19 protein-coding genes are annotated in these 21,932 nt (G+C 67.4%); 12 read left to right on the plus strand and 7 right to left on the minus strand.

What is annotated here, in order from left to right; translation table 11 throughout:
* Positions 1–137: 137 nt before the first annotated feature.
* Complete coding sequence (locus tag ACW5IY_RS13975) at positions 138–500, plus strand: SH3 domain-containing protein (RefSeq protein ID WP_049436698.1); 363 nt, start codon at positions 138–140, stop codon at positions 498–500.
* A gap of 66 nt (positions 501–566) precedes the next feature.
* On the opposite strand, the gene serS is transcribed toward ACW5IY_RS13975, so the two are convergent.
* Positions 567–1,847 carry a serine--tRNA ligase gene (serS, locus tag ACW5IY_RS13980; protein ID WP_049436699.1) on the minus strand — a complete coding sequence of 427 codons (1,281 nt, stop codon included), beginning with the start codon at positions 1,845–1,847 and terminating at the stop codon, positions 567–569.
* 113 nt (positions 1,848–1,960) lie between these two features.
* Here serS and ACW5IY_RS13985 point away from each other — a divergent pair, with 113 nt between their 5' ends.
* Both ACW5IY_RS13985 and ACW5IY_RS13990 read left to right on the plus strand, forming a co-directional pair.
* Complete coding sequence (locus ACW5IY_RS13985; RefSeq protein ID WP_049436700.1) at positions 1,961–2,599, plus strand: energy transducer TonB; 639 nt, start codon at positions 1,961–1,963, stop codon at positions 2,597–2,599.
* A gap of 119 nt (positions 2,600–2,718) precedes the next feature.
* Positions 2,719–3,291, plus strand: a complete 573-nt coding sequence (locus tag ACW5IY_RS13990; protein WP_049436701.1) for an energy transducer TonB — start codon at positions 2,719–2,721, stop codon at positions 3,289–3,291.
* 136 nt (positions 3,292–3,427) lie between these two features.
* Here ACW5IY_RS13990 and aroA read toward each other — a convergent pair whose 3' ends face one another.
* The 4 genes from aroA to ACW5IY_RS14010 all read right to left on the minus strand — a co-directional run bounded on the left by aroA (position 3,428) and on the right by ACW5IY_RS14010 (position 8,232).
* Entirely contained in the window at positions 3,428–4,735 is a 1,308-nt protein-coding gene (gene aroA / locus ACW5IY_RS13995) for a 3-phosphoshikimate 1-carboxyvinyltransferase (RefSeq protein ID WP_049436702.1), read from the minus strand.
* A 76-nt stretch (positions 4,736–4,811) separates the two neighbouring features.
* On the minus strand, positions 4,812–6,005 hold the full coding sequence (gene pheA, locus ACW5IY_RS14000; protein WP_010480555.1) for a prephenate dehydratase: 1,194 nt from the start codon (positions 6,003–6,005) through the stop codon (positions 4,812–4,814).
* A 51-nt stretch (positions 6,006–6,056) separates the two neighbouring features.
* Complete coding sequence (gene serC / locus ACW5IY_RS14005; RefSeq protein WP_049436703.1) at positions 6,057–7,142, minus strand: 3-phosphoserine/phosphohydroxythreonine transaminase; 1,086 nt, start codon at positions 7,140–7,142, stop codon at positions 6,057–6,059.
* Positions 7,143–7,425: 283 nt separating this feature from the next.
* Positions 7,426–8,232 carry an FHA domain-containing protein gene (locus tag ACW5IY_RS14010; RefSeq protein ID WP_049436704.1) on the minus strand — a complete coding sequence of 269 codons (807 nt, stop codon included), beginning with the start codon at positions 8,230–8,232 and terminating at the stop codon, positions 7,426–7,428.
* Between the two features lie 125 nt (positions 8,233–8,357).
* Here ACW5IY_RS14010 and ACW5IY_RS14015 point away from each other — a divergent pair, with 125 nt between their 5' ends.
* From ACW5IY_RS14015 to ACW5IY_RS14025, 3 genes are all read left to right on the plus strand, one after another.
* Complete coding sequence (locus ACW5IY_RS14015) at positions 8,358–8,633, plus strand: polyhydroxyalkanoic acid system family protein (protein ID WP_005417302.1); 276 nt, start codon at positions 8,358–8,360, stop codon at positions 8,631–8,633.
* Between the two features lie 81 nt (positions 8,634–8,714).
* Positions 8,715–9,206, plus strand: a complete 492-nt coding sequence (locus ACW5IY_RS14020) for a phasin family protein (RefSeq protein ID WP_010480542.1) — start codon at positions 8,715–8,717, stop codon at positions 9,204–9,206.
* 236 nt (positions 9,207–9,442) lie between these two features.
* Complete coding sequence (locus ACW5IY_RS14025) at positions 9,443–10,453, plus strand: restriction endonuclease (protein WP_049436705.1); 1,011 nt, start codon at positions 9,443–9,445, stop codon at positions 10,451–10,453.
* Positions 10,454–10,554: 101 nt separating this feature from the next.
* Here ACW5IY_RS14025 and hutC read toward each other — a convergent pair whose 3' ends face one another.
* Together hutC and ACW5IY_RS14035 are read right to left on the minus strand one after the other, a co-directional pair.
* The gene (hutC, locus tag ACW5IY_RS14030; RefSeq protein WP_049436706.1) at positions 10,555–11,283 is read right to left on the minus strand and encodes a histidine utilization repressor; all 729 of its coding nucleotides are present in this window, start codon (positions 11,281–11,283) and stop codon (positions 10,555–10,557) included.
* A 27-nt stretch (positions 11,284–11,310) separates the two neighbouring features.
* Positions 11,311–12,681 (minus strand): formimidoylglutamate deiminase, encoded by a 1,371-nt coding sequence (locus tag ACW5IY_RS14035; RefSeq protein WP_457326781.1) that lies wholly within the window; start codon positions 12,679–12,681, stop codon positions 11,311–11,313.
* A 67-nt stretch (positions 12,682–12,748) separates the two neighbouring features.
* Between ACW5IY_RS14035 and hutI the strand changes: the two genes are divergently transcribed.
* The 6 genes from hutI (at position 12,749) to ACW5IY_RS14065 (ending at position 21,923) form a co-directional block, all read left to right on the plus strand.
* A complete protein-coding gene (hutI, locus tag ACW5IY_RS14040; protein ID WP_049436778.1) occupies positions 12,749–13,972 on the plus strand; it encodes an imidazolonepropionase in 1,224 nt (407 codons plus the stop codon).
* Positions 13,969–15,510 (plus strand): histidine ammonia-lyase, encoded by a 1,542-nt coding sequence (hutH, locus tag ACW5IY_RS14045; protein WP_049436708.1) that lies wholly within the window; start codon positions 13,969–13,971, stop codon positions 15,508–15,510. Before hutI ends, hutH begins: the two co-directional genes overlap by 4 nt.
* Positions 15,507–16,361 carry an N-formylglutamate deformylase gene (gene hutG / locus ACW5IY_RS14050; protein ID WP_049436709.1) on the plus strand — a complete coding sequence of 285 codons (855 nt, stop codon included), beginning with the start codon at positions 15,507–15,509 and terminating at the stop codon, positions 16,359–16,361. The genes hutH and hutG overlap by 4 nt, the downstream gene beginning before the upstream one ends.
* Positions 16,358–18,025 carry a urocanate hydratase gene (hutU, locus tag ACW5IY_RS14055; protein ID WP_049436710.1) on the plus strand — a complete coding sequence of 556 codons (1,668 nt, stop codon included), beginning with the start codon at positions 16,358–16,360 and terminating at the stop codon, positions 18,023–18,025. The genes hutG and hutU overlap by 4 nt, the downstream gene beginning before the upstream one ends.
* A 188-nt stretch (positions 18,026–18,213) precedes the next feature.
* The gene (locus ACW5IY_RS14060) at positions 18,214–19,650 is read left to right on the plus strand and encodes a serine hydrolase domain-containing protein (RefSeq protein ID WP_049436711.1); all 1,437 of its coding nucleotides are present in this window, start codon (positions 18,214–18,216) and stop codon (positions 19,648–19,650) included.
* Positions 19,651–19,811: 161 nt separating this feature from the next.
* The gene (locus ACW5IY_RS14065) at positions 19,812–21,923 is read left to right on the plus strand and encodes a TonB-dependent receptor family protein (protein WP_049436712.1); all 2,112 of its coding nucleotides are present in this window, start codon (positions 19,812–19,814) and stop codon (positions 21,921–21,923) included.
* The last annotated feature ends 9 nt before the right edge of the window (positions 21,924–21,932 follow it).

The raw sequence follows: 21,932 nt of genomic DNA on the forward strand, positions 1-21,932 counted from the left end.
CCTGGCGGCCCCGCTTTGCGGGGCCGTTTTTTTGTATCTGGCCAGGGCTGCGCCATCTACGCACGGCGTGGATCTACTGCACGTGTGCGTGGATTCGGTGCCATGCGCGGCGCTCACCAGAACGTTAGGCTGGGGCCATGAACTACATCGTGACCACTGCACACCGCAGCGAATTTCCGCACCCGATCACCCTGCGCCGTGGCCAGGCGCTGGTGGTGGGCGAACGTTATGAAGGCCCGGAGGGCTGGGACGAATGGTTCCTGTGCGAGGCCGAGGGGCAGCAGCCCGGCTTCGTGCCGGCGCCGGTGATCGGCCGCGATGCGCAGGATGACGCCTATGCCACGGAGGATTACTGCGCGCGGGAGCTGGATGTGGATCCCGGGCAGATCTTGCGCGGGCTGCGCATCCTCAATGGCTGGGCGTGGTGCGTGCCGGAGAACGGCGAACCGGGATGGGTGCCGCTGGAGAAGCTGCGGGCCATAAAGGAGAGCCGAGCATAGGCTCGGCTCTAGATGGATCTGTAGCGCCCGAGCCTACGCTCGGGCGGCGGCGCAAAGCGCCGGCTGTCAGGCGATCGTTTCCAGGCCGCCCATGTACGGGCGCAGGGCCTCCGGCACGGTGATGCTGCCGTCGGCGTTCTGGTAGTTCTCCATCACTGCGATCATCGCGCGGCCAACCGCCACGCCCGAGCCGTTGAGCGTGTGCGCCAGTTCCGGCTTGCCGGTGGCCGGGTTGCGCCAGCGCGCCTGCATGCGACGGGCCTGGAAGTCACCACAGTTCGAGCACGAGGAGATTTCGCGGTAGGTTTCCTGCGACGGCAGCCAGACTTCCAGGTCGTAGGTCTTGATGGCCGAGAAGCCCATGTCACCGGTGCACAGCAGCACCTTGCGGTACGGCAGGCCCAGCTTCTCCAGCACCACTTCGGCGCAGCGGGTCATGCGCTGGTGTTCGGCGTCGCTGTCTTCCGGGCGGCTGATCGAGACCAGTTCGACCTTCTCGAACTGGTGCTGGCGGATCATGCCACGCACGTCGCGGCCGCCGCTGCCGGCCTCGGCACGGAAGCACATCGAGTGGGCGGTCATACGCAGCGGCAGGCGCTCGGCCTCGACGATCTCGTCGCGCACGATGTTGGTCAGCGGCACTTCCGAGGTCGGGATCAGGTACCGCGTGGAGTCGCCCACGGCGGTCTTGAACAGGTCGTCCTCGAACTTCGGCAGCTGGCTGGTGCCGCGCAGCGAATCGGCGTTGACCAGCAGCGGCACGTTGGTTTCCTCGTAGCCGTGCTCGCCGGTGTGCAGGTCGACCATGAACTGGGCCAGCGCACGGTGCAGGCGCGCGATCGGGCCGCGCAGCACGGTGAAGCGCGAGCCGGACAGCTTCGCCGCGGTCTCGCCGTCCAGCCAGCCGTTGCGGGCGCCCAGTTCAACGTGGTCGAGCACCTTGAAATCGAACTGGCGCGGGGTACCCCAGCGCGCCTGCTCGACGTTGTCGTTCTCGTCGGCACCGGCCGGCACGTCATCGGCCGGCAGGTTCGGGATGCCCATCGAGATCGCTTCGATCTTCTCGCGCAGCTCGTCCAGCGCCACTTCCGAGGCCTTCAGCTCGTCGGCGAAGGCGGCAACCTCGGCCATGATGGCCGAAACGTCCTCGCCCTTGGCCTTGGCCTGGCCGATGGCCTTGGAACGGCTGTTGCGCAGGCTCTGCAGCTCCTGGGTCCGCACCTGGATGCGCTTGCGATCGGCCTCCAGGGACTCCAGGGCAGACACGTCGAGCTCGAAGCCGCGGCTGGTGCGCAGGCGTTCGGCGAGGTCGGCGGGCTGGTGGCGGAGCAGGGCTGGATCAAGCATGGCAGGTGTCGTGGTGGGTATCAGGGATGGGATTATCGCTTGTTATACGGATTTCTGCCGCCCGGTTCATTCCCGCCGTGGCAGAATCGGGCCATTCCGTACTGGTCCGGTCCATGTCTGCACCCCGCTCGTCGTCCGCCAAGTCGTTCACTGTGCATATCCCGCGCAACGCCCTGAAGATCGCCGGCATCGCCTTCGGCGTGGGCGTACTGCTGTTCGTGCTGGTCTGGCTGACCGGTCGCGACAAGGAGTTCTTCCGCGCCGATCCTGCCGCCCAGACGCCGCAGGAAACCGCCCAGATCGAGCCCCTGCCTGAGCCGTTGGCCGCTGCGGCCGGTTCCAGCGACATGCCCGATGCCAAGCCGGCCCCGGTCGAGGAAGAAGCGCCGAAGCTGGTCGAAACCGCCCCGCCACCGCCCGCCCCGATCGCCGAGCCGGCCCCGGCCACCCCGGGCGCTGCCCCGGCCACGACCGGCAACAGCCAACCGATGCCGATTGCCGGTCAGTCGCCGCCGCCGTCGTACCCCGCCGCCGCCCTGCGCGCCGGCGAAACCGGCACCGTAGTGGTACGCGTGGATGTAGACGCCACCGGCTATCCAAACAACGCCACGGTGATCCAGCGCAGCGGTTCACGCGAGCTCGACCGTGCTGCCACCGACGCCGTGCGCCGCTGGCGCTTCACTCCGGCGCAGAGCAACGGCCAGGCCGTCCCCGGCAGCATTGAAGTGCCGTTCGACTTCAAGACCCAGTAACTGAACGCTTCCCGGCAGGCAAACTGAACCCTGCCGGTGGCGTTGACGCAACGCTGACACTTCTCGTCCGTGGCTCGCGCAACACTTCCCACGTCGTCCATTGACGGAAGGAGTTAGCGATGACTGCCACCACCCACGAAGACCTTCATTCGCCGCAGCTGCAGGAGGATTCCAGCCTGCAGCACAAACCCACGTCGCCCTGGATGTGGATCGCGCTGATCGTGGCGATGTTTGCTGCCGCCCTGCTCTGGCTGCGTCATTCCAACCAGGAAGATGTGGCGCCAGCGCCGGTCGGTGAGCGCATGCTTCCAGCCCCCGAGCAGGCAGCGGTGACGGATGCAGCGGCCCCTGCCGCGCGCCAGGCAGCCCCGGCTACTGCTTCGCGGAAGGTCGCGCCGGTAGCGCGCAATCGTGAGGCCCGCCCGCTGGCCAGCAACCGCATGCCCACCTACCCCGCCGCTGCGCTGCGTAGTGGCGTGCAGGGCAGCGTGATCGCCAGCCTGAGTGTAGATACCCACGGCAATGTCGCTAATGCTGCGATCGTTTCGCGCAGCGGCGAGCGAAGTCGTGATCTGGATCGCGCGGTACTGAACACCGTGCAGAACTGGAAGTTCCAGCCGGCGATGCACGAGGGCCGTGCCGTCGCCAGCGTGGTGCGGGTCCCGGTGGATTTCCGTACCGAGCAGCGTTGATCGCGGACGAGGGGTTCGTGATGTTTAGACGGAGGCTTCGGCCTCCGTCCTTTTATGCGGAAAAGCGCGCCAGCCAAGGTTGGCACCTGCCGTGCAATGCGATCCGCCGGGCGTGGCCCGGCGGTTGCGGTGCCGGTCAGGTCAGGTTGAACCCGGCGCTACGCGCCAGGCCGTCGAAGTCCGGGAACGACGTGGCGACATTGGCGATGTCGTTGATGCGCACTTCGCCATCACTGATCTGGCCGGCAATGGCGAACGCCATGGCGATGCGATGGTCACCGTGGCTTTCGATGGTGCCGCTGCCCAGGCGAACGCCACCATGCAGGGTGGCGCCGTCTTCGGTTTCGTCCACCTGCATGCCCAGCGCGCGGAGGCCGGTGGCCATCGCAGCAAGGCGGTCGGATTCCTTCACCCGCAGCTCGGCCGCACCGCTCACCACGGTCTGGCCTTCTGCGGCGGCGGCGGCCACGAACAGCGCCGGGAACTCGTCGATCATGTCCGGCACCAACGCTTCCGGAATGCGCGCGCCCTTGAGCGGCGCGTAGCGCACCACCAGGTCCGCCACCGGCTCACCGCCCTGCTCGGCCGGATTCTCTTCAGTGATGTCCGCACCCATCAGGCGCAGCGCGTGCAGCAGGCCGGTGCGACGCGGATTCAGGCCGACCTGTTTCAGTCGCAGCTCGGAGCCGGGAATGATGCTGGCGGCGACCAGGTAGAACGCGGCCGAAGAGAAGTCGGCCGGCACCACGATGTCCGTGGCGCGCAGGCGCTGGCCGCCACGCAGGCGCGCCTTGCCCGGCGAGAATTCGATGTCCACGCCGAACGCCGACAACATGCGCTCGGTGTAGTCGCGGGTCGGGTGCGGTTCGGTCACGCTGGTTTCACCCTGCGCGTACAGGCCCGCCAGCAGCACCGCCGACTTGATCTGTGCACTGGCCACCGGCGAGGCGAAGTCGATGCCGTGCAGCGACTGGCCGCCATGCACCTGCAGCGGCGGCGTGCCGTCATCCTGGGTGTCGATCTTCGCGCCCATCTGCGACAGCGGGCCGGTGACGCGCCGCATCGGGCGGCCCGACAGCGATTCATCGCCGATCAACGTGCAATCGAAGGCCTGGCCTGCCAGCAGGCCGGCCAGCAGGCGCATGCCGGTACCGGCGTTGCCGCAATCCAGCGGTGCGCTGGGTGCCTGCAGGCCGTCGATGCCGACGCCATGCACGATGCGCTGCGACGGGCTGGGCGTTTCGATGCGCACGCCGAGCTGGCTGAAGATGCGCGCGGTCGCGCGGGTGTCCTCACCTTCCAGGAAGCCCTCGATATGCGAGGTGCCATCGGCCAGCGCGGCGAACATCACCGAGCGGTGCGAGACCGACTTGTCGCCGGGAATGGTCAGGCTGCCCTGCAGCGGCTGGCCCTTGCGGGCGATCCAGTGTTGCGCGTTGCTCATCGTTCGATCATTCCGTAAACACCGGCAGCGCCGGTGATGCATCAGGGAGCGGCGGCTGTTGCCGCCGCAGCAGCACTCAGGGCACGGCCACCGGATAGGAGCCCAGCACCTTGATCTGCGCCGAGTGCGCTTCCAGTTCGGCCAGCGCAGCCTGCATGGGCGCGTCGTCGATGTGGCCGGCCAGGTCGATGAAGAAGCCGTATTCCCACTTGCCGTGGTGCGACGGCCGCGACTCGATGCGGTTCATGCTGATGCCGTGGCGGGCGAACGGGCTGAGCACGTCGAACAGCGCACCGGGCTTGTCATGGATGAACACCAGCACCGAGGTACGGTCGTGGCCGGAGGTCGGGAAGATGTTGCGACCCACCACCAGGAAACGGGTGGTGTTGTCGGCATCGTTCTGGATCGGTTTGGTGACAACCTTCTTCAGGCCGTACACATGGCCGGCGCTCTCGCCGCCGATGGCCGCCGCGTCGTCGGCGTTGCGCGCACGACGCGCACCTTCGGCATTGCTCGACACCGGAATCTTTTCGGCCTTCGGCAGGTTCGCGCGCAGCCACGCCGAGGTCTGCATGAACGACTGCGGGTGCGCGTAGATGCGCTCAATGTCCTCGATGCGGCCGCTGCGCGACATCAGGTACTGCTGCACGCGCAGTTCCACTTCGCCACAGATCTTCAGGTTGGAGGTCAGGAACATGTCCAGGGTGATCTGGATGGTGCCCTGCCCCGAATTCTCCACCGGCACCACGCCGAAATCGGCGTTGCCCGCTTCCACTTCCTGGAACACTTCCTCGATGCTGGCCATCGGCAGGCCCAGCGCCGAGCGGCCGAAGTGCTTGAGCACGGCCTGCTGACTGAAGGTGCCTTCCGGGCCGAGGTAACCGATCTTCAGCGGCTCCTGCTGGGCCAGGCAGGCCGACATGATCTCGCGGTAGACGTGCACCAGCAGCTCATCGCTGAGTGGGCCTTCGTTGCGATCGACCACCATGCGCAGCACCTGTGCTTCGCGCTCGGGGCGGTAGTAGTCGACGGCGGCGGCCAGCTTGCCCTTGGCCTTGCCGACCTGGTGGGCGAAGCGCGCGCGTTCGGCGATCAGATTCTGGATGTCACGATCGATCTGGTCGATCTTCGAGCGCACATCGGCCAGCGCCAGCGGCGCCAGGGTGGGCGCCGGGTTCGACGCGGCCTTGCCCTTGGCCTTGGTGGGCGCGCTGTCCTTGGCCGGTTCGGCCTTCTTCGACGCCTTCTTGCTGGGTTTGCTGCTTGCCATCGGAATTCCTTGTTGCGGGGCACGCACCCGACGGTGCGCGCCGTTCATTGCTCAACCGTGACGCTGCTGGAAATCGGCCATGAAGGCGACCAGCGCCTCGGCCCCGGCCAGCGGCATGGCGTTGTACAGCGAGGCCCGGATGCCGCCGACCACCTTGTGCCCCTTCAGCGCAAGCAGGCCGGCGGCCTTGGCTTCGGCAACGAAGCGCGCGTCGAGCTCGGCATCGGGCAGGAAGAACGGGATGTTCATCCGCGAACGGGCCGCATGTGCGACCTCATTGCGGTAGAAGCCGCCGGAGCCGTCGATGGCGCCATACACCAGTGCGGCCTTGGCGGCGTTGCGCTTGGCGAACTCGGTCACGCCGCCTTCGGCCAGCATCCACTTGAACACCAGTCCGGCCAGGTACCAGTTCCAGGTTGGTGGCGTGTTGAGCATCGAATCGCGGGCGACGTGCGAGCGGTAATCGAAGATGTCCGCGCGTGGCTGGCCACTGCGCTCGAGCAGGTCACGGCGGATGATCATCACCGCGATGCCGACCGGGCCCAGGTTCTTCTGCGCGCCGGCGTAGATCACGCCATAGCGGCGCACATCCAGCGGTTCGCTGGCGATGGAAGAGCTGAAGTCTGCGATCAGCGGAACGTTGCCGGTATCGGGCACATCACGGAACTCGACGCCGTGGATGGTCTCGTTGGCGGTGATGTGCACATAAGCGGCATCGGGCGAGAGCTGCCAATCGGCGCGCGGCGGCAGCGTGTGGTACCCGTTGGCCTCGCTGCTCGCGGCGATGTTGACGTCGACGTAGACACCGGCCTGCTTGACCGCCGTCTTGCCCCAGTGGCCGCTGACCACGTAATCGGCACGCTGGCCCGGGGCGGCGAAGTTGAGCGGGATCAGCGCCTGCTGGGTGGTGGCACCACCGGACAGGAACAGCACCGCATAGTCGTCGGGGATGTCGAGCAGGCGCCGCAGATCGGCTTCCGCCTCGGCAGCCACGGACATGAATTCCGCGCCGCGATGGCTCATTTCCACGATGGAGGCACCGGAACCGTGCCAGTCCAGCATTTCCGCCTGCGCCTGGCGCAAGACCGATTCCGGCAAGGTTGCAGGGCCGGCACTGAAGTTGAACGCGCGCGTCATGTCACACCTGTGGGGCAAGACCCCTAGTATGCCGCAGTGCACCAGCCTTGCGGCCTTGTGGCGCAAGGGAAATTTGGTTTCATTGGAATCCATTGACCCGCAGCCATCGCACTGGTAGCCGCCGACCTTGGTCGGCGTACGCCGTCAGGCGTCATGCCCGGCGGAGGAGCGTGCCGACCAAGGTCGGCACCTACCAGAGCCGTGTGCTGCCAAGCGTCATGCGCACCGAAGGAGCGTGCCGACCAAGGTCGGCACCCACCAACGCGGACCCAGCGGATTCAGATCAGCGCGCGCCGAACCAGAGCAGCAGGCTGAGCAGCGCGGCCAGCAGCAGCGCACTGACCAGCAGCCACGGCCAGCGCCGGACCTTGCGCGGCACGGCCGGCAGCACCGGCGTCTGCTCGGCGTCCTGGCTGGACTCGTCTTCATCCGGCAGCGGGCGCCGGCGCGGGTCATGCGGCACTTCCAGCACGAACCGGTGCTGGCCATCGAACACTACCTGGTCGCCCGCCTGCAGCCAGCAGTGGCGCACGGCCACACCGTTGACCCGGGTGCCGTCGGCACTGCCCAGGTCACGCAGCAGCACGCGCTCGCCGTGCACTTCCACACGGGCGTGCTGCTCGGCGAAGGCCGGTTCATTGATCTCGATGTCAGCGTCGCCACCGCGGCCGATCAGGCGGGACCGCGACAGCGTGAAGCTGCGGCCATGGTGCAGGCCACCGACACCGCGCAGCAGGCGCTGCTGCTCGTCGGTGCCGTCACCGTTGTTCGGTGCAGGGGCCTGCAGCAGGCTCTCCACCTCGCCCTGCAGGACCATTTCCACGCCGTCCACATACACCGCATCGCCGGCACGCAGCAGCGCCATGCGCCGCACCGGGCGACCGTTCACATGAATGCCGCGGATACCGTTGCCGACCTGCAGCCAGAGGCCGCGATCATCCACGCAGAACTGCGCCAGCAGCAGGGCACCATGGCCGGCGTCGCCGAGCCGCACACTGCCGTTGGCCTGGCGCACGATGCGTTGCACCCCGGGCCTCAGCGGCTGGTCGGGCTGTTGTTGTTGACTGAAGTGAACAAGCAGGTTCTGCACGCGGCGCAGCCTAGCAGGTTGGCCGCCAACGAAGAAGAACCCACGATGAGTGCTTGGCGCGGAGGCCCGCGATGCGCACAATGCTCGCCCTCATTGATCATCCCCGCCCTGCGCCAGGAGCCTGCATGTCCACCATCGATGTCCGCCACGCCCACGCCCTGCCCGACGCACAGGCGCGCGCCGCGATCGAACAGGTTGCCGCCAAGTTGTCCGAGCGCTTCGGCCTGAAGTCGTCCTGGACTGCCGACGTACTGAATTTCTCCGGCAGCGGCGTGGACGGTGCGATCGAACTGCAGCCGGGCGCCGTGCGCGTGACCGCCAAGCTGGGCTTCCTGCTGTCGGCGATGAAGGGCATGGTCGAAGGCGAGATCCAGCGCGTGCTGAAGGAAAAGCTGGGCTGAACCCCGGCGGCGGCCATCACGGCCGTGCAACGCCAACGCGCGCTACTCTCGGGGGCAGGCCCAACTCCCACGGGAAGTGCGATGAACCAGTACGAAAACGATGACCGCCGCAACGACGACGCCTCGTTCGGTGACCAGGCCGAGCGCTTCTCGCGCAAGCTGAGTGACTCGGCGCAGCAGGTCTGGCTGGCCGGCCTGGGCGCTCTTGGCCGTGCACAGGCCGAAGGCAGCCGCTTCTTCGACGGCCTGGTGAAGGAAGGCGAAGCCTGGGAAGCCCGCCGCCGTGAACGCAACGGCGAACAGGGCCCGGGCTGGCGCGACAACGTTGAAACCTCGCTGGACGAGGCCCGCGAGAAGGCATCCGGCACCTGGAACAAGGTTGAAAAGGCGTTCGACGATCAGGTGCAGGGCGTACTCAAGCGCCTGCACGTACCCACCGCCGACGAGGTGACTGCGCTGGAGGCGCGCATCGATGCCCTGCAGGCGCGCCTGGCCAAGCTGGAGAACCGCGACGCCTCGGGCACTGATGCACCTGCACCGGGCAGCCATCAGTCGCCAGGCAGCGTGCCCTGACCGGCCATTGTTGCAATGCAATAAATTTTGATTGACAATCGCGAGCAACCCGCCAATCGCTTCGGCTGCCGTTTGTTCCCTCCCCTCACGGCTTCAGGATTGGCGGGTTTTTCGTGCCTGCGGTATTCCGAACTGCGCGTTCCATCACGCTTCCTGTCAGGAACCTCCTGACTCAGCGGCACGGCGCGACCTTTACACTGTCGCCTTCGCATTCGCCCCTTCCGCGCACCTCCTGCATGCTCCCTTGGATCCTGGCCCTGCTGTCGGCCCTGTTTACCTGTTCCCTGGCCGTTGTCTATCTGTGGTGGATCAAACGGCGGCAGAAGGAGATGCAACTCGGCCTGCAGGCCCTGGCTGGCATGCACTGGCGCGAATTCTCGGTACTGGTCAAGCGCATGCTGCGCGAGCAGCGCGGCCTGCGCGAACTGGATGACCCAGGCGAGGAATCCCGTGAGCCCAGCAGCGATTTCCTGCTCAGTGACGGCCCCAACAGCTGGCTGGTGTCGTGCAAGCACGGCCTGGCCTACCGCATCGGCACCGCTGCAGTGAACGAACTGGGTGCGGCCGCGCGCCTGGCCGGCGCCAAGGGCGGCGTGCTGCTGACCGAAGGCCGGATGGAACGCGACGGCCGCAACGCCGCCGAGAAGCAGGCGGTCGAGGTGCTGGACGGCCCGCGCCTGTGGCCGCTGCTGCAACCCTATCTACCGGCGGAAATCGAAACCCGTGTGCGCGCCAGCGCCCGCCATGAAGCCCTGCGCCGGATCGCCATTGCCGCGCTCGGCGCGGTCACGCTGGGCCTGCTGGTGGGATTGAGCCTGCAAGGGCTGCACGTGCAGGACGCCCCGCCCGTTGCCGAGGTGGCGGTCGCCCCCGCGCCGGTTGCGCCTGCGGTTGAAGCGGCGCCCGAACCGGCGCCGGCCCCCGCCACCATGCCGCCGGCCGCTACGCCTGCACCGGCCGCGCCCTCAACCGATGCGCGCAGCAACCCCAACCCGGATGCCGCTACGCTGGAGCGCTTCCAGGCCGATCTGTCCCGTGCCTTGGCCGGCAAGCCCGGCATCGCCAGCGGTGTCTGGTTGACCCGGCAGACGCTGGCGATCAACCGCACCGGCGAGCTGGACGCGGTGTGGCCGCAGGTCTGCGAGGAAGTGCTGCACTACCCCGCCCTGCGCAACGTGCGCATCCAGCTCAATGCCCGCCCCGGTGTGGATGAGCCGGTGCGCTGGCGCCAATGCGCCACGTATTGATGGGGCAGCATCCACGCATGGCGTGGATCTACCAGGGATTCACACGCGTCGGATAATCCCAACCGGGATTCAGTAGATCCACGCCATGCGTGGATACGCCTCTAGCGCGCCCCAGGCGCGAAGCGCGCAACCAGGTCCCAGGCATCGCCGAGGAACACCTGGCGCACGCGGGTGATCGGCTGCTCACCGCGCCAGGTCAGGCGCTCGATCACCAGACAGGCGGTACCGGGCTTCACACCGAGCAGCTTGGCGGTGACAGCATCCGCGCCCCAGGCACTGATGCGATGCTGGGCGCGGGTCCACGACACGTTCTGCAGCAGCCAGCTGCCCGGCGCGGTAGTGCTGAAATCGACCTCCAGCACCTCGGGCACGCCGACGGGGCTGATCAGGCGATGCTCCAGCGCCAGCGGGCGGCCATCGGCCAGGTGCAGGCAACGCATCGCCAACAGCATTTCGCTGCCGGCCAGTTCCACTTCGCCGGCATTGCCCACTTCAGCCAGACGCAGCTCGCGCTGCAGCAGCCGGTAGCCGTACTGATGCCCGCGCGAACCGACCTCCATCGCAATGTCCGGAATTTCCAGCGCCACCTGCTCCAGGTGTGGCGGCTGTCGCGCCACGAACGAACCCGCACGACGGCGACGTTCGATCATGCCGCTCTCGGCCAGCGCGGTCAGCACCTTGTTCACCGTCATCCGCGAGCAGCCGTACTGCTCCATCAGCTCGTGTTCGTATGGAATGCGGAAGCCCGGCGCCCATTCTCCGCTGAGGATGCGGCTTTCCAGATCGCTGCGGATACGCTGGTTGAGCGTGGCGGACTTGCTGGCCTTCACGTAATGGGGTCCCGGTGGCGGAGGCGATCAGCCCAGCACGCCCTTCAGGGCGGCGGCGAAGGCGGTGGTGATCGCCTCGCGCTGCAGGTGGCGGCCCTCGGCCACGCATTGGCGGCCATGGCGCCAGACCGATCGCAGCGCGCCATTACGTGCGGCGAACACCCAGCTGTCAAGCCATGCGTCATCCTGTCGCGCCTGCAGCGCCGGGTGCGCGGCGTCCAGTTCGACCAGATCGGCACTGGCACCGACCTGCAGGCCAGCGGCCACGCCCAGCGCCTGCGACCCACCGTGCAGTGCGCCTTCGAACAGGAAGCGGCCGGTGCTGCGGGTGGCATCCGGCGCCAGCACGTTGCGACCGCGCAGGGTCAGGCGTTGGCCGTATTCGAGCAGGCGCAGTTCTTCGGCGGCATCGATCAGCACGTTGGAATCGGAGCCGACACCGAAACGGCCACCCTCGCGCGCGAACGCCTGCATCGGGAACAGACCGTCGCCCAGGTTGGCTTCGGTGGTCGGGCACAGGCCGGCCACCGCCTGGCTGGCCACGATGGCGGCGCGCTCGTCGTCGGTGATGTGGGTGGCGTGCACCAGGCACCAACGCGCATCGACCGGTGCGTGGTCGTACAGCCACTGCACCGGGCGCTGGCCGCTCCACGCCAGGCAGGCCTCGACTTCACGCACCTGCTCGGCGATATGGATGTGCACCGGTCCGTCGGTAAGCGGCAGCAATGCACTCAATTCCTCGCCGGTGACCGCGCGCAGGCTGTGCGGGGCGATGCCGAGCACTGCATCCGGCAGCGCGGCCAGTGCCGGCTTCGCGGCGTCCAGCAGCTGCGCGAAACCGTCCACATCGTGGATCAGGCGGCGCTGCGCCGGATTCGGCGCTGCCCCACCGAAATCGGCATGCGCATAGAACACCGGCAGCAGGGTCAGGCCGATGCCGGTCTGATCGGCCGCCGCCGCGATCCGCGCACTCATCTCGGCGCGGTTGGCATAGGCGCGGCCGTCGGCATCGTGGTGCAGGTAGTGGAATTCGCCGACGCGGGTGAAGCCGCTTTCCAGCATTTCCATGTAGGCCTGGGCGGCGATGGCCTGCACCGCGTCCGGGCGCAAATGGGCCAGGAAGCGGTACATCAGTTCGCGCCAGCTCCAGAAGCTGTCACCGTCACCGCCGCCGATCTCGGTCAGGCCGGCCATGCCGCGCTGGAAGGCGTGGCTGTGCAGGTTGGGCAGGCCCGGCACCAGGATGCCGACGCGGGTGTCGCCGTCCTGCGCGCCCTGCCCCGTGCTGATCGCGGTGATGCGGCCGTCCTGAACCTGCAGGCGGACATCACGGGCCCAGCCCTCGGCCAGCAAGGCGTGGGCGGCATGGAAACAGTGCGGGGAACGCGAATCGGACATGGCTGGACAACCCGAAATGGACACCTATATTGTATAGACATATAAGCACAGCCGCGTTGTGGATGCCATGCACGTCGATACCCTCTGGTCCAACGTTCACCTGATCACCCTCGATGGCGAGGGCCTGGGTGTCATCCGCGATGGCGTGCTGGCCTGCGCCGACGGCCGCATCGTCCATGTCGGCCCGGCCGGCAGCGACGCCCACCTGAAGCCGACCACCCGCATTGACGGCGAGGGCCGCTGGATATCGCCGGGCCTGATCGACTGCCACACCCACCTGGTCTACGCCGGCAACCGCGCCAACGAATTCGAGCAGCGCCTGCAGGGCGTGAGCTATGCCGAGATCGCCCGTGCGGGTGGCGGCATTGTTTCCACGGTACGCGCCACCCGCGCCGCCTCGCCAGAGCAGCTGGCGCACGAGAGCCGCCCGCGCCTGCTGGCGATGCGCGCCGAAGGCGTGACCACCCTCGAGATCAAGTCCGGCTACGGCCTGACCCTGCCCGACGAGCGCAAGCAGCTGCAGGTGGCACGTGCGCTGGGCGAGGAATGCAGGGTCAACGTGGTGACCACCTTCCTCGGCGCGCACGCGATCCCGCCGGGCCGCGAGGCCCAGGAATACACCGACGAGGTGTGCAACGTGATGATCCCGGCCATCGCCGCCGAAGGCCTGGCCGAAGCAGTGGACGTGTTCTGCGAGAACATCGCGTTTTCCCCGGCGCAGGCGCGGCAGGTCTTCGAGGCAGCGCGTGCAAACGGGCTGGCAGTGAAGATCCATGCCGAGCAGCTGAGCAACCAGCACGGCGCCGAACTGGCGGCCGGCTTTGGTGCGCTCTCCGCCGACCATATCGAACATCTGGATGACGCCGGCATCGCTGCGATGGCTGCCGCCGGCACCGTCGCCGTGCTGCTGCCCGGCGCCTTCTATTTCACCCGCGATACGACCCTGCCGCCGATCGCCGCGCTGCGTGCGGCCGGCGTGCCGCTGGCGCTGGCCACCGACAGCAACCCGGGCACCTCGCCGCTGACCAGTCCGCTGCTGGCGATGAACATGGGCGCCACCCTGTTCCGCCTGACCGTGGATGAGTGCATCGCCGGCTTCACCCGTGAAGCGGCGCGCGCACTGGGCCATGGCGAGCGTATCGGCCGCCTGGCCGTCGGCATGGACTGCGATCTGGCGATCTGGGACATCGACGCCCCCGCCGACCTGGTCTATCGCATTGGATTCAACCCGCTGCACGCGCGCGTGGTGCGCGGACAGCCCGACCTGCCTGCCTCCTGGAGCAACACATGAGCAACACCCTGGTTCTTCGCCCCGGCCATGTCACTCTCGCCCAGTGGCGGCAGGTCTATCGCGGTGCACCGCTGGCACTGGACCCCGGCGCGCTGCCGGTGGTGCGCGCCAGTGCCGCCGCCGTCGCTGCCATCGTCGCCAAGGGTGCGCCGGTGTATGGCATCAACACCGGCTTCGGCAAGCTGGCCAGCGTGCGCATCGAACGCGAGGACCTGGCCACCCTGCAGCGCAATATCGTGCTCTCGCATGCTGCTGGCGTGGGCGAACCGATGCCGGCCAACGTGGTGCGGCTGATGATGGCGCTGAAGCTGGTCAGCCTCGCGCAGGGCGCTTCCGGCGTGCGCGAGGAAACCCTGCTGCTGCTCGAAGCGATGCTGGTCAGGGGCGTGCTGCCGGTGGTACCGGCGCAGGGTTCGGTCGGCGCCTCGGGCGACCTCGCGCCGCTCTCGCATCTGGCCAGCGTGATGCTGGGCGTCGGCGAAGCGTTCATTGGTGACCAACGCCTGCCCGCAACCGACGCACTGGCGCGTGCCGGCCTGCAGCCGATCGAACTGGGCGCGAAGGAAGGCCTGGCGCTGCTCAACGGCACCCAGTTCTCCACCGCCTATGCGCTGGCCGGCCTGTTCGAAATCGAAACCGTATTCCAGGCCGCGCTGGTCACCGGTGCGTTGTCGGTGGAAGCGGCCAAGGGTTCTGACACGCCGTTCGACCCCCGCATCCACGCCATCCGCGGCCAGCGCGGGCAGATCGCCACAGCGGCCACGCTGCGCACCCTGATGCAGGGCTCGGACATCCGCGAATCACACCGTGACAACGACGTGCGCGTGCAGGACCCGTACTGCCTGCGCTGCCAGCCGCAGGTGATGGGCGCGGCGCTGGACATCCTTCGCCAGGCCGCGACCACCCTGGAAATCGAAGCCAACGGCGTGTCCGACAATCCGCTGGTGTTCACCGATACCGGCGAAGCACTGTCCGGTGGCAACTTCCATGCCGAGCCGGTGGCCTTTGCCGCCGACATGCTGGCGATGGCGGTGTGCGAGATCGGTTCGATCAGCGAGCGCCGCCTGGCGATGCTGGTGGACCCGGCGCTGTCCGGCCTGCCGGCGTTCCTGACCCCACGCCCGGGCCTGAATTCCGGCTTCATGATTCCGCAGGTGACTGCCGCTGCGCTGGTCTCGGAAAACAAGCAGCGCGCCTACCCGGCCAGCGTCGATTCGATCCCGACCTCGGCCAACCAGGAGGACCACGTGTCGATGGCTGCGCACGGTGCGCGCCGCCTGATGCAGATGGCCGAGAACGCCGCCAACGTGATCGGCATCGAGCTGCTGGCCGCCGCGCAGGGCTGTGATTTCCATGCCCCGCTGCGTTCCAGCGCCGCGCTGGAAAGCGTGCGCGCCACCCTGCGTGCCCAGGTGCCGACGCTGGAAGAAGACCGCTACTTCCACCCGGACATGGTGGCCGCCACCAACCTGGTGCGCAGCGGCGCGCTGGCACGTGGCCTGACCGACCTGTTGCCGACCGTGGAACCGCAGGCATGAACGCCCATCCCGAATGGTTGACGGTGCACGAGGGCGACGCCCCGTTGATCGTCAGCTTCCCGCATACCGGCAGCGAACTGCCGCACGACCTGATCGGCCACTACCACTCGCCGTGGCTGGCGCGCCGCGATGCCGACTGGTGGGTGCATGAGCTGTACGACTTCGTGCGCGGCATGGGCGCGACCACGGTGCGCTCGGCGATCTCGCGTTCGGTGATCGACCTCAACCGTGACCCCAGCGGGGTCTCGCTGTACCCGGGCCAGAACACCACCGGCCTGTGCCCGCTGACCACCTTCGACAACCAGCCGCTGTACCACGCGGGCCGCGAGCCGGATGAAACGGAAATCGCACGTCGCCGCGACACGTATTTCCTGCCTTACCACGATGCGCTGGCTTCGCAGATCACGCGCCTGCGTGCACGCCACGGCACCGTGGTGGTGTACGACGCGCACTCGATCCGCTCGCATATTCCGCACCTGTTCGACGGCGAACTGCCGCAGTTCAACCTGGGCACCGCCGGTCCCTCGGGTGCGCCGGATACCTCCTGCGACAATGCCCTGAGCGACGTGGTGGAGAACCTGCTCAAGATCAGTGGCATGAGCCAGGTGCGCAATGGCCGCTTCAAGGGCGGCTGGATCACCCGCCACTACAGCAACATCGCCGGCGGCGTGCACAGCCTGCAGATGGAGCTGGCCTGCCGTGGCTACATGCACGAACCCCTGCCGGACCAGGTGGACGAACACAGCTGGCCCACCCCGCTCGACCCCGACCACGCCGCACCACTGCGCCACACCCTGGCGCAGGTGCTCAATGCCTGCCTTGAATTCGCTACGAACCGGAGCGCCGCATGACCCGCAACGACCCGTCCCGCACCATCGCCGCGCCGACCGGCACCACGCTCAACGCCAAGAGCTGGCTGACCGAAGCGCCGTTGCGCATGCTGATGAACAACCTGCACCCGGACGTGGCCGAGCGGCCGCAGGAGCTGGTGGTGTACGGCGGCATCGGCCGCGCCGCGCGCGACTGGGAGAGCTTCGATGCCATCGTCGAAACACTCAAGCGCCTGGACGACGACCAGACCCTGCTGGTGCAGTCGGGCAAGCCGGTGGGCGTGTTCCGCACCCACGCCGATGCGCCGCGCGTGCTGATCGCCAATTCCAACCTGGTGCCGCGCTGGGCCAACTGGGACCATTTCAACGAGCTGGATAAGAAGGGCCTGGCCATGTACGGCCAGATGACCGCCGGCAGCTGGATCTACATCGGCGCGCAGGGCATCGTGCAGGGCACCTACGAGACTTTCGTGGAAATGGGCCGCCAGCACTTCGGTGGCGACCTGACCGGGAAGTGGCTGTTCACCGGCGGCCTCGGCGGCATGGGCGGTGCACAGCCGCTGGCTGCCGTGATGGCCGGTGCCTCCTGCCTGGCCGTCGAGTGCCGCAAAAGCAGCATCGACATGCGCCTGCGCACCGGCTACCTGGACACCTGGACCGACAACCTGGACGAAGCGCTGCGCCTGATCGACGAATCGTGCAAGGCCGGCACCCCGAAGTCCGTGGGCCTGCTCGGCAACGTCGCCGATGTGTTGGCTGAACTGCTCAAGCGCGGCGTGAAGCCGGACCTGCTGACCGACCAGACCTCCGCGCACGACCCAGTGAACGGCTACCTGCCGCAGGGCTGGACGGTCGAGCAGTGGGATGAGAGGCGGGTTTCCGCCCCCAAGGAAGTGGAGAAGGCCGCGCGCGCATCGATGGCCAACCACATCCGCGCCATGCTCGGCTTCCACTCGCTGGGCGTGCCCACCGTGGATTACGGCAACAACCTGCGGCAGATGGCGCTGGAAGAAGGCGTGGAGAATGCGTTCGACTTCCCCGGTTTCGTGCCGGCCTATATCCGCCCGCTGTTCTGCCGTGGCATCGGCCCGTTCCGCTGGGCGGCACTGAGTGGCGATCCGGAAGACATCGCCAAGACCGATGCCAAGGTGAAGGAGCTGATTCCGGACAACCCGCACCTGCATCGCTGGCTGGACATGGCCGCCGAGAAGATCAAGTTCCAGGGCCTGCCGGCGCGCATCTGCTGGGTCGGCCTGGGCGACCGTGATCGCCTCGGCCTGGCCTTCAACGAGATGGTGGCCAACGGTGAACTGAAGGCGCCGGTGGTGATCGGCCGCGACCACCTGGACAGCGGCAGCGTCGCTTCGCCGAACCGCGAAACCGAAGCAATGGCCGACGGCTCCGATGCGGTGTCCGACTGGCCGCTGCTGAACGCCCTGCTCAACACCGCCAGCGGCGCGACCTGGGTATCGCTGCACCACGGTGGCGGCGTCGGCATGGGCTTCTCGCAGCACGCCGGCATGGTGATCGTCTGCGACGGCACCGAGGCAGCCGCCAAGCGGATTGGCCGCGTGCTGTGGAACGACCCGGCCACCGGCGTGATGCGCCATGCCGATGCGGGCTATGACATCGCGATCGACTGCGCGAAGGAAAAGGGACTGGATCTGCCGGGGATTCTCGGCTGATTGCAGGGGTGCCGGCCAGCGGCCGGCACTACCGTAAAGCACCTGTAGAGCCGAGCCATGCTCGGCTCAATGCGTCCGGGCCCACGACGCCTGACCCGAAGGCAGCCGAGCATGGGCTCGGCTCTACATGCTTGACCCAATGCCCGTCGCTGACCAACATGCGCCATCACCGCTGACGGATCACCGCGATGTACCGCACCCTGGCTGCTGCATTGCTCTGCACGCTGTTTGCGATCCCACCCGTTTCGGCGCTTGAAACTGCCGGCGATCTTTCCAATCAGCTCGACACCCAGCTGAAGGCCAACCGCGAGCGTTACGGCATTGCCGGCCAGGCAGTGCTGGTCGCACACAACGGCCAGGTGCTGTACCAGGGCGCCAGCGGTGAACGTGATCCCGCTACCCACGCGCCTGCCACCGTCGATTCCATCTTCGCCGCGCAATCGATGGCCAAGCTGCTGACCAGCACGCTGGTGATGCAGCTGGTGGACCAGGGTAAGGTGGATCTGGATGCGCCGGCCAGTCGCTATGTGCAGGACCTGCCCACTGCATGGCAGGCGATCCACGTGCGCGATTTCCTCAACCACAGCTCAGGTATCGGCGAGTACTACGACCGCGTGGACAACCGCTGGGTCAGCAAGGGCTACCCCGGTGTAGCCCCTGATCTTGCCGCTGCACTGAAGGTGGCCGGCGCGGCACCGATGCAGTTCGCCACCGGCAGCCGCGTGCAGTACACCCAGGCAAACTACCTGGTGCTGACCGCCTTGCTGGAAGCGCACTACCGCAAGCCCTACCCGGCCATCGCGCGCGAACGCATCCTGCAGCCATTGAAAATGACCAGCACCTCGTGGGGCATCGCCAGCGTGCCCGCCCAGCGCGCGGCCGTGCCCTACATCGGCAAGGACGGCCACCTGCAACCGGCCAATGAAGATCCCTGGCCGGGCTACGGCTGGGGCCATGCCGATCTGCAGACCACCGTAGGCGACATGAACCGTTTCCTGCAGGCGCTGGCGACCGGCAAGCTGCTGCGCACGGCGACCCTGGAAAAACTCTGGCAGCCGCAGAAACTGGCCGGTGGCGGCAACAATTTCTTCTCCACCGGCTGGGATACCGTGCGCAGCGATGGCTACACCCAGGTCGGTCACGATGGCGGTACCCGCGTGCGTGCGCGGTTGGCCTACAAGGGCACGTTGGCGAATGGCTACTGGGTATTCGTGTACCTGACCAATGGCAGTGCGCGCAATGTGTGGTCGAGCACGCTGGTGGAAAGCACGATGGCGGTGGCCGCACCGAAGGAATTTCCGCATGCGGTGTTGTCCGAACGCTTGATTGCCTATGCGCTGGATGATGATGCAGGCGCTGCACCAGCCCTGCGCACACGGTTGCGTGACAGCAGCGGCATTGCGACCGATGAACTGGAGCGTGCGATCAATGCCGATGGCTATGCCATCCGCCAGAGCCTGGGTGCACGCAGGGCATTGAAGGTGTTCGCGCTCAACGCCGAGTTGTATCCGGATTCGGCCAATGTGTGGGACAGCTTGGCGGAGTGCCATGCAGCGTTGGGTGATGCGGAGACTGCCAAGGCGCTGTACGCGAAGGCCAAGGCGCTGGCGAAGCCTTCGCAGTAAACCCTGCTGTAGAGTCGAGCCCATGCTCGGCTCCGTAAAAAAGCAGCCGAGCATGGGCTCGGCTCTACAGGCGCACCAGCCCCCATACGCCGGTGATGGGTGACGTACCGCTCGCGACCTGTTAACTTGCGCGCCACTTTCGTGGTTTACAGCATTCCCGCATGTCGCTCTCGTCGTACCGCCCCACCCCCTCGCTGCTGTTCCTGGCCGTTTCCCTCGGCCTTTCCTCCACCGCCACTGCAGCCCCGCAGGCCACCACGCTGGATGCCGTGCAGGTCACCGCTGCTGCCGATGCCAGCACGCAGGCACGCGAGGCGCTGAAGCGCGTGCCCGGCGCCAGCAACGTCATCGACGTGTCCAAGGCCAACAGCCGACTGTCCAGCAGTGCCGATGTGCTGGCCTACCAGCCGGGCATCAGCGCGCAATCGCCGGGCAACGAAGGCACCAAGATCTCGATCCGTGGCTCGGGCATCAACCGTGGCCCGGGTGCGCACGCCTCGGGCATCGCCGTGTCGATCGACGGCCTGCCACTGACCGGCCCCGGCGGCACGCCCTACGAGCTGCTGGAACCGCTGTGGCTGTCACGCGTGGAAGTGCTGCGCGGCGCCAACGGCTTCGAGCGCGGCGCGCTGGCGCTGGGCGGTGCCATCGACTACGTCAGCCGCAGCGGTCGTGATTCGGCCGGCGTGCAGCTGCACTACGAAGCCGGCAGCCGTGGCTACCAGAAGCGGGGCATCAGCTGGGGCGGCGTCAGTGGTGATGTCGACTACTTCCTGGCCTACAACGATACCGAATTCGACGGTTACCAGCGCCATGCGCGCGGCGACGGCAAGGGCGCGATGGCCAACATCGGCTGGCAGATCACGCCCGACCTGCAGACGCGTTTCTTCGTGCGCTATCGCGAAACGAATCATGAAACGCCCGGCCGCCTGACCCGCGATCAGATCCGCAACGATCCACGCGCCGCGAATGCGGCCAACCTGGCCATCGATGCGCGCCGCCCGCAGCCGGGCAGCACCTGGGTGGGCAACGTCACCACGCTGCAGATCGATGAGGACTCCTCGCTGCAGGCCGGGCTGGTCTATCACGCGTACCCGATGGACTTGAACGAGAGCCTGTACCGGCAGCAGCTGGACTACGCCAACCTCAACGCCACGCTGGACTACCGCCGCCGCCACCAGCTGTTCGGCCTGGACAGCGAAACCACGGTCGGTCTGCGCATCACCCACGATCTGGACGCCGATGTGCGCGAGTCGCTGCGCTTTGCCAGCAACGGCTATGCCGCCGGTACGCGCACGCGTGACTTCCGCCACCACGGCACCGACAGCACGCTGCACGTCGGCAATACCCTCACCTTCAATGACCGCCTGCGCATGCAGACCGGGCTGGCACTGATCAACACCCGCCGCGATGTGCAGGTGACCTGGCCGAGCAGCGGCGGCCGTCTGCGCGACCACGACTGGGACTATGCGCCGCGACTGGGCTTCACCTGGCAGCACAGCGCCCAGACCCAGTGGTTCGGCAACCTCAGCCGCTCGGTGGAAGCGCCGCATCCGTGGTCGATGATCTGGGGCTCGAACCAGTACTTCGGGCCGGGCAATAGCCCGTCTACCGGCCGCCAGCGCGCGCCGGTGCCGATGCAGAACCAGACCGCCACCACGCTGGAACTGGGTGCGCGCGGCGACGCCGTGCTGGGCCGCTGGGAACTGACCGGCTACTACGCGCACGTCAACCACGAGCTGCTGAGCGTGGAGCTGCAGCCGGTACCGAACCTGTTCATCGCAGAGAACAACGCCAGCCCCACCGTGCACCGTGGCATCGAAGCCGGATTGGACAGCACACTGTGGCAGGCCGCGCCGGGGCGCCTGTCGTTGCGCCAGGCGTACACCTTCAGTGATTTCCGTTATCGCCACGATGCACGCTTCGGCAGCAACCGCCTGCCCGGCCTGCCGCGCCACAGCTACCAGGCCGAGCTGCGCTTCGATCACGCGTCCGGCCTGTACGCGGCGCTGAACACCGAATACGCCTCGCGCATCGCGGTGGACTACGCCAACAGCTACTGGGCCGACAGCCATGTGATCTTCGGCAGCCGCATCGGCTACGACGCACCCGGTGGCCGCTGGCAGGCCTGGGCGGAGATGCGCAACATCGGCAACCGCCACTACGCCGCCACGGTCACGCCGGGCTACGACGACGCCGGCAAGGATGTCGCACGCTCGACTCCGGGCGATGGGCGTGGCGTCTATGCGGGCGTGCGCTGGCGCTTTGACTGATTACCGCAG

The sequence above is a fragment of the Stenotrophomonas sp. C-A genome, assembly GCF_054030835.1.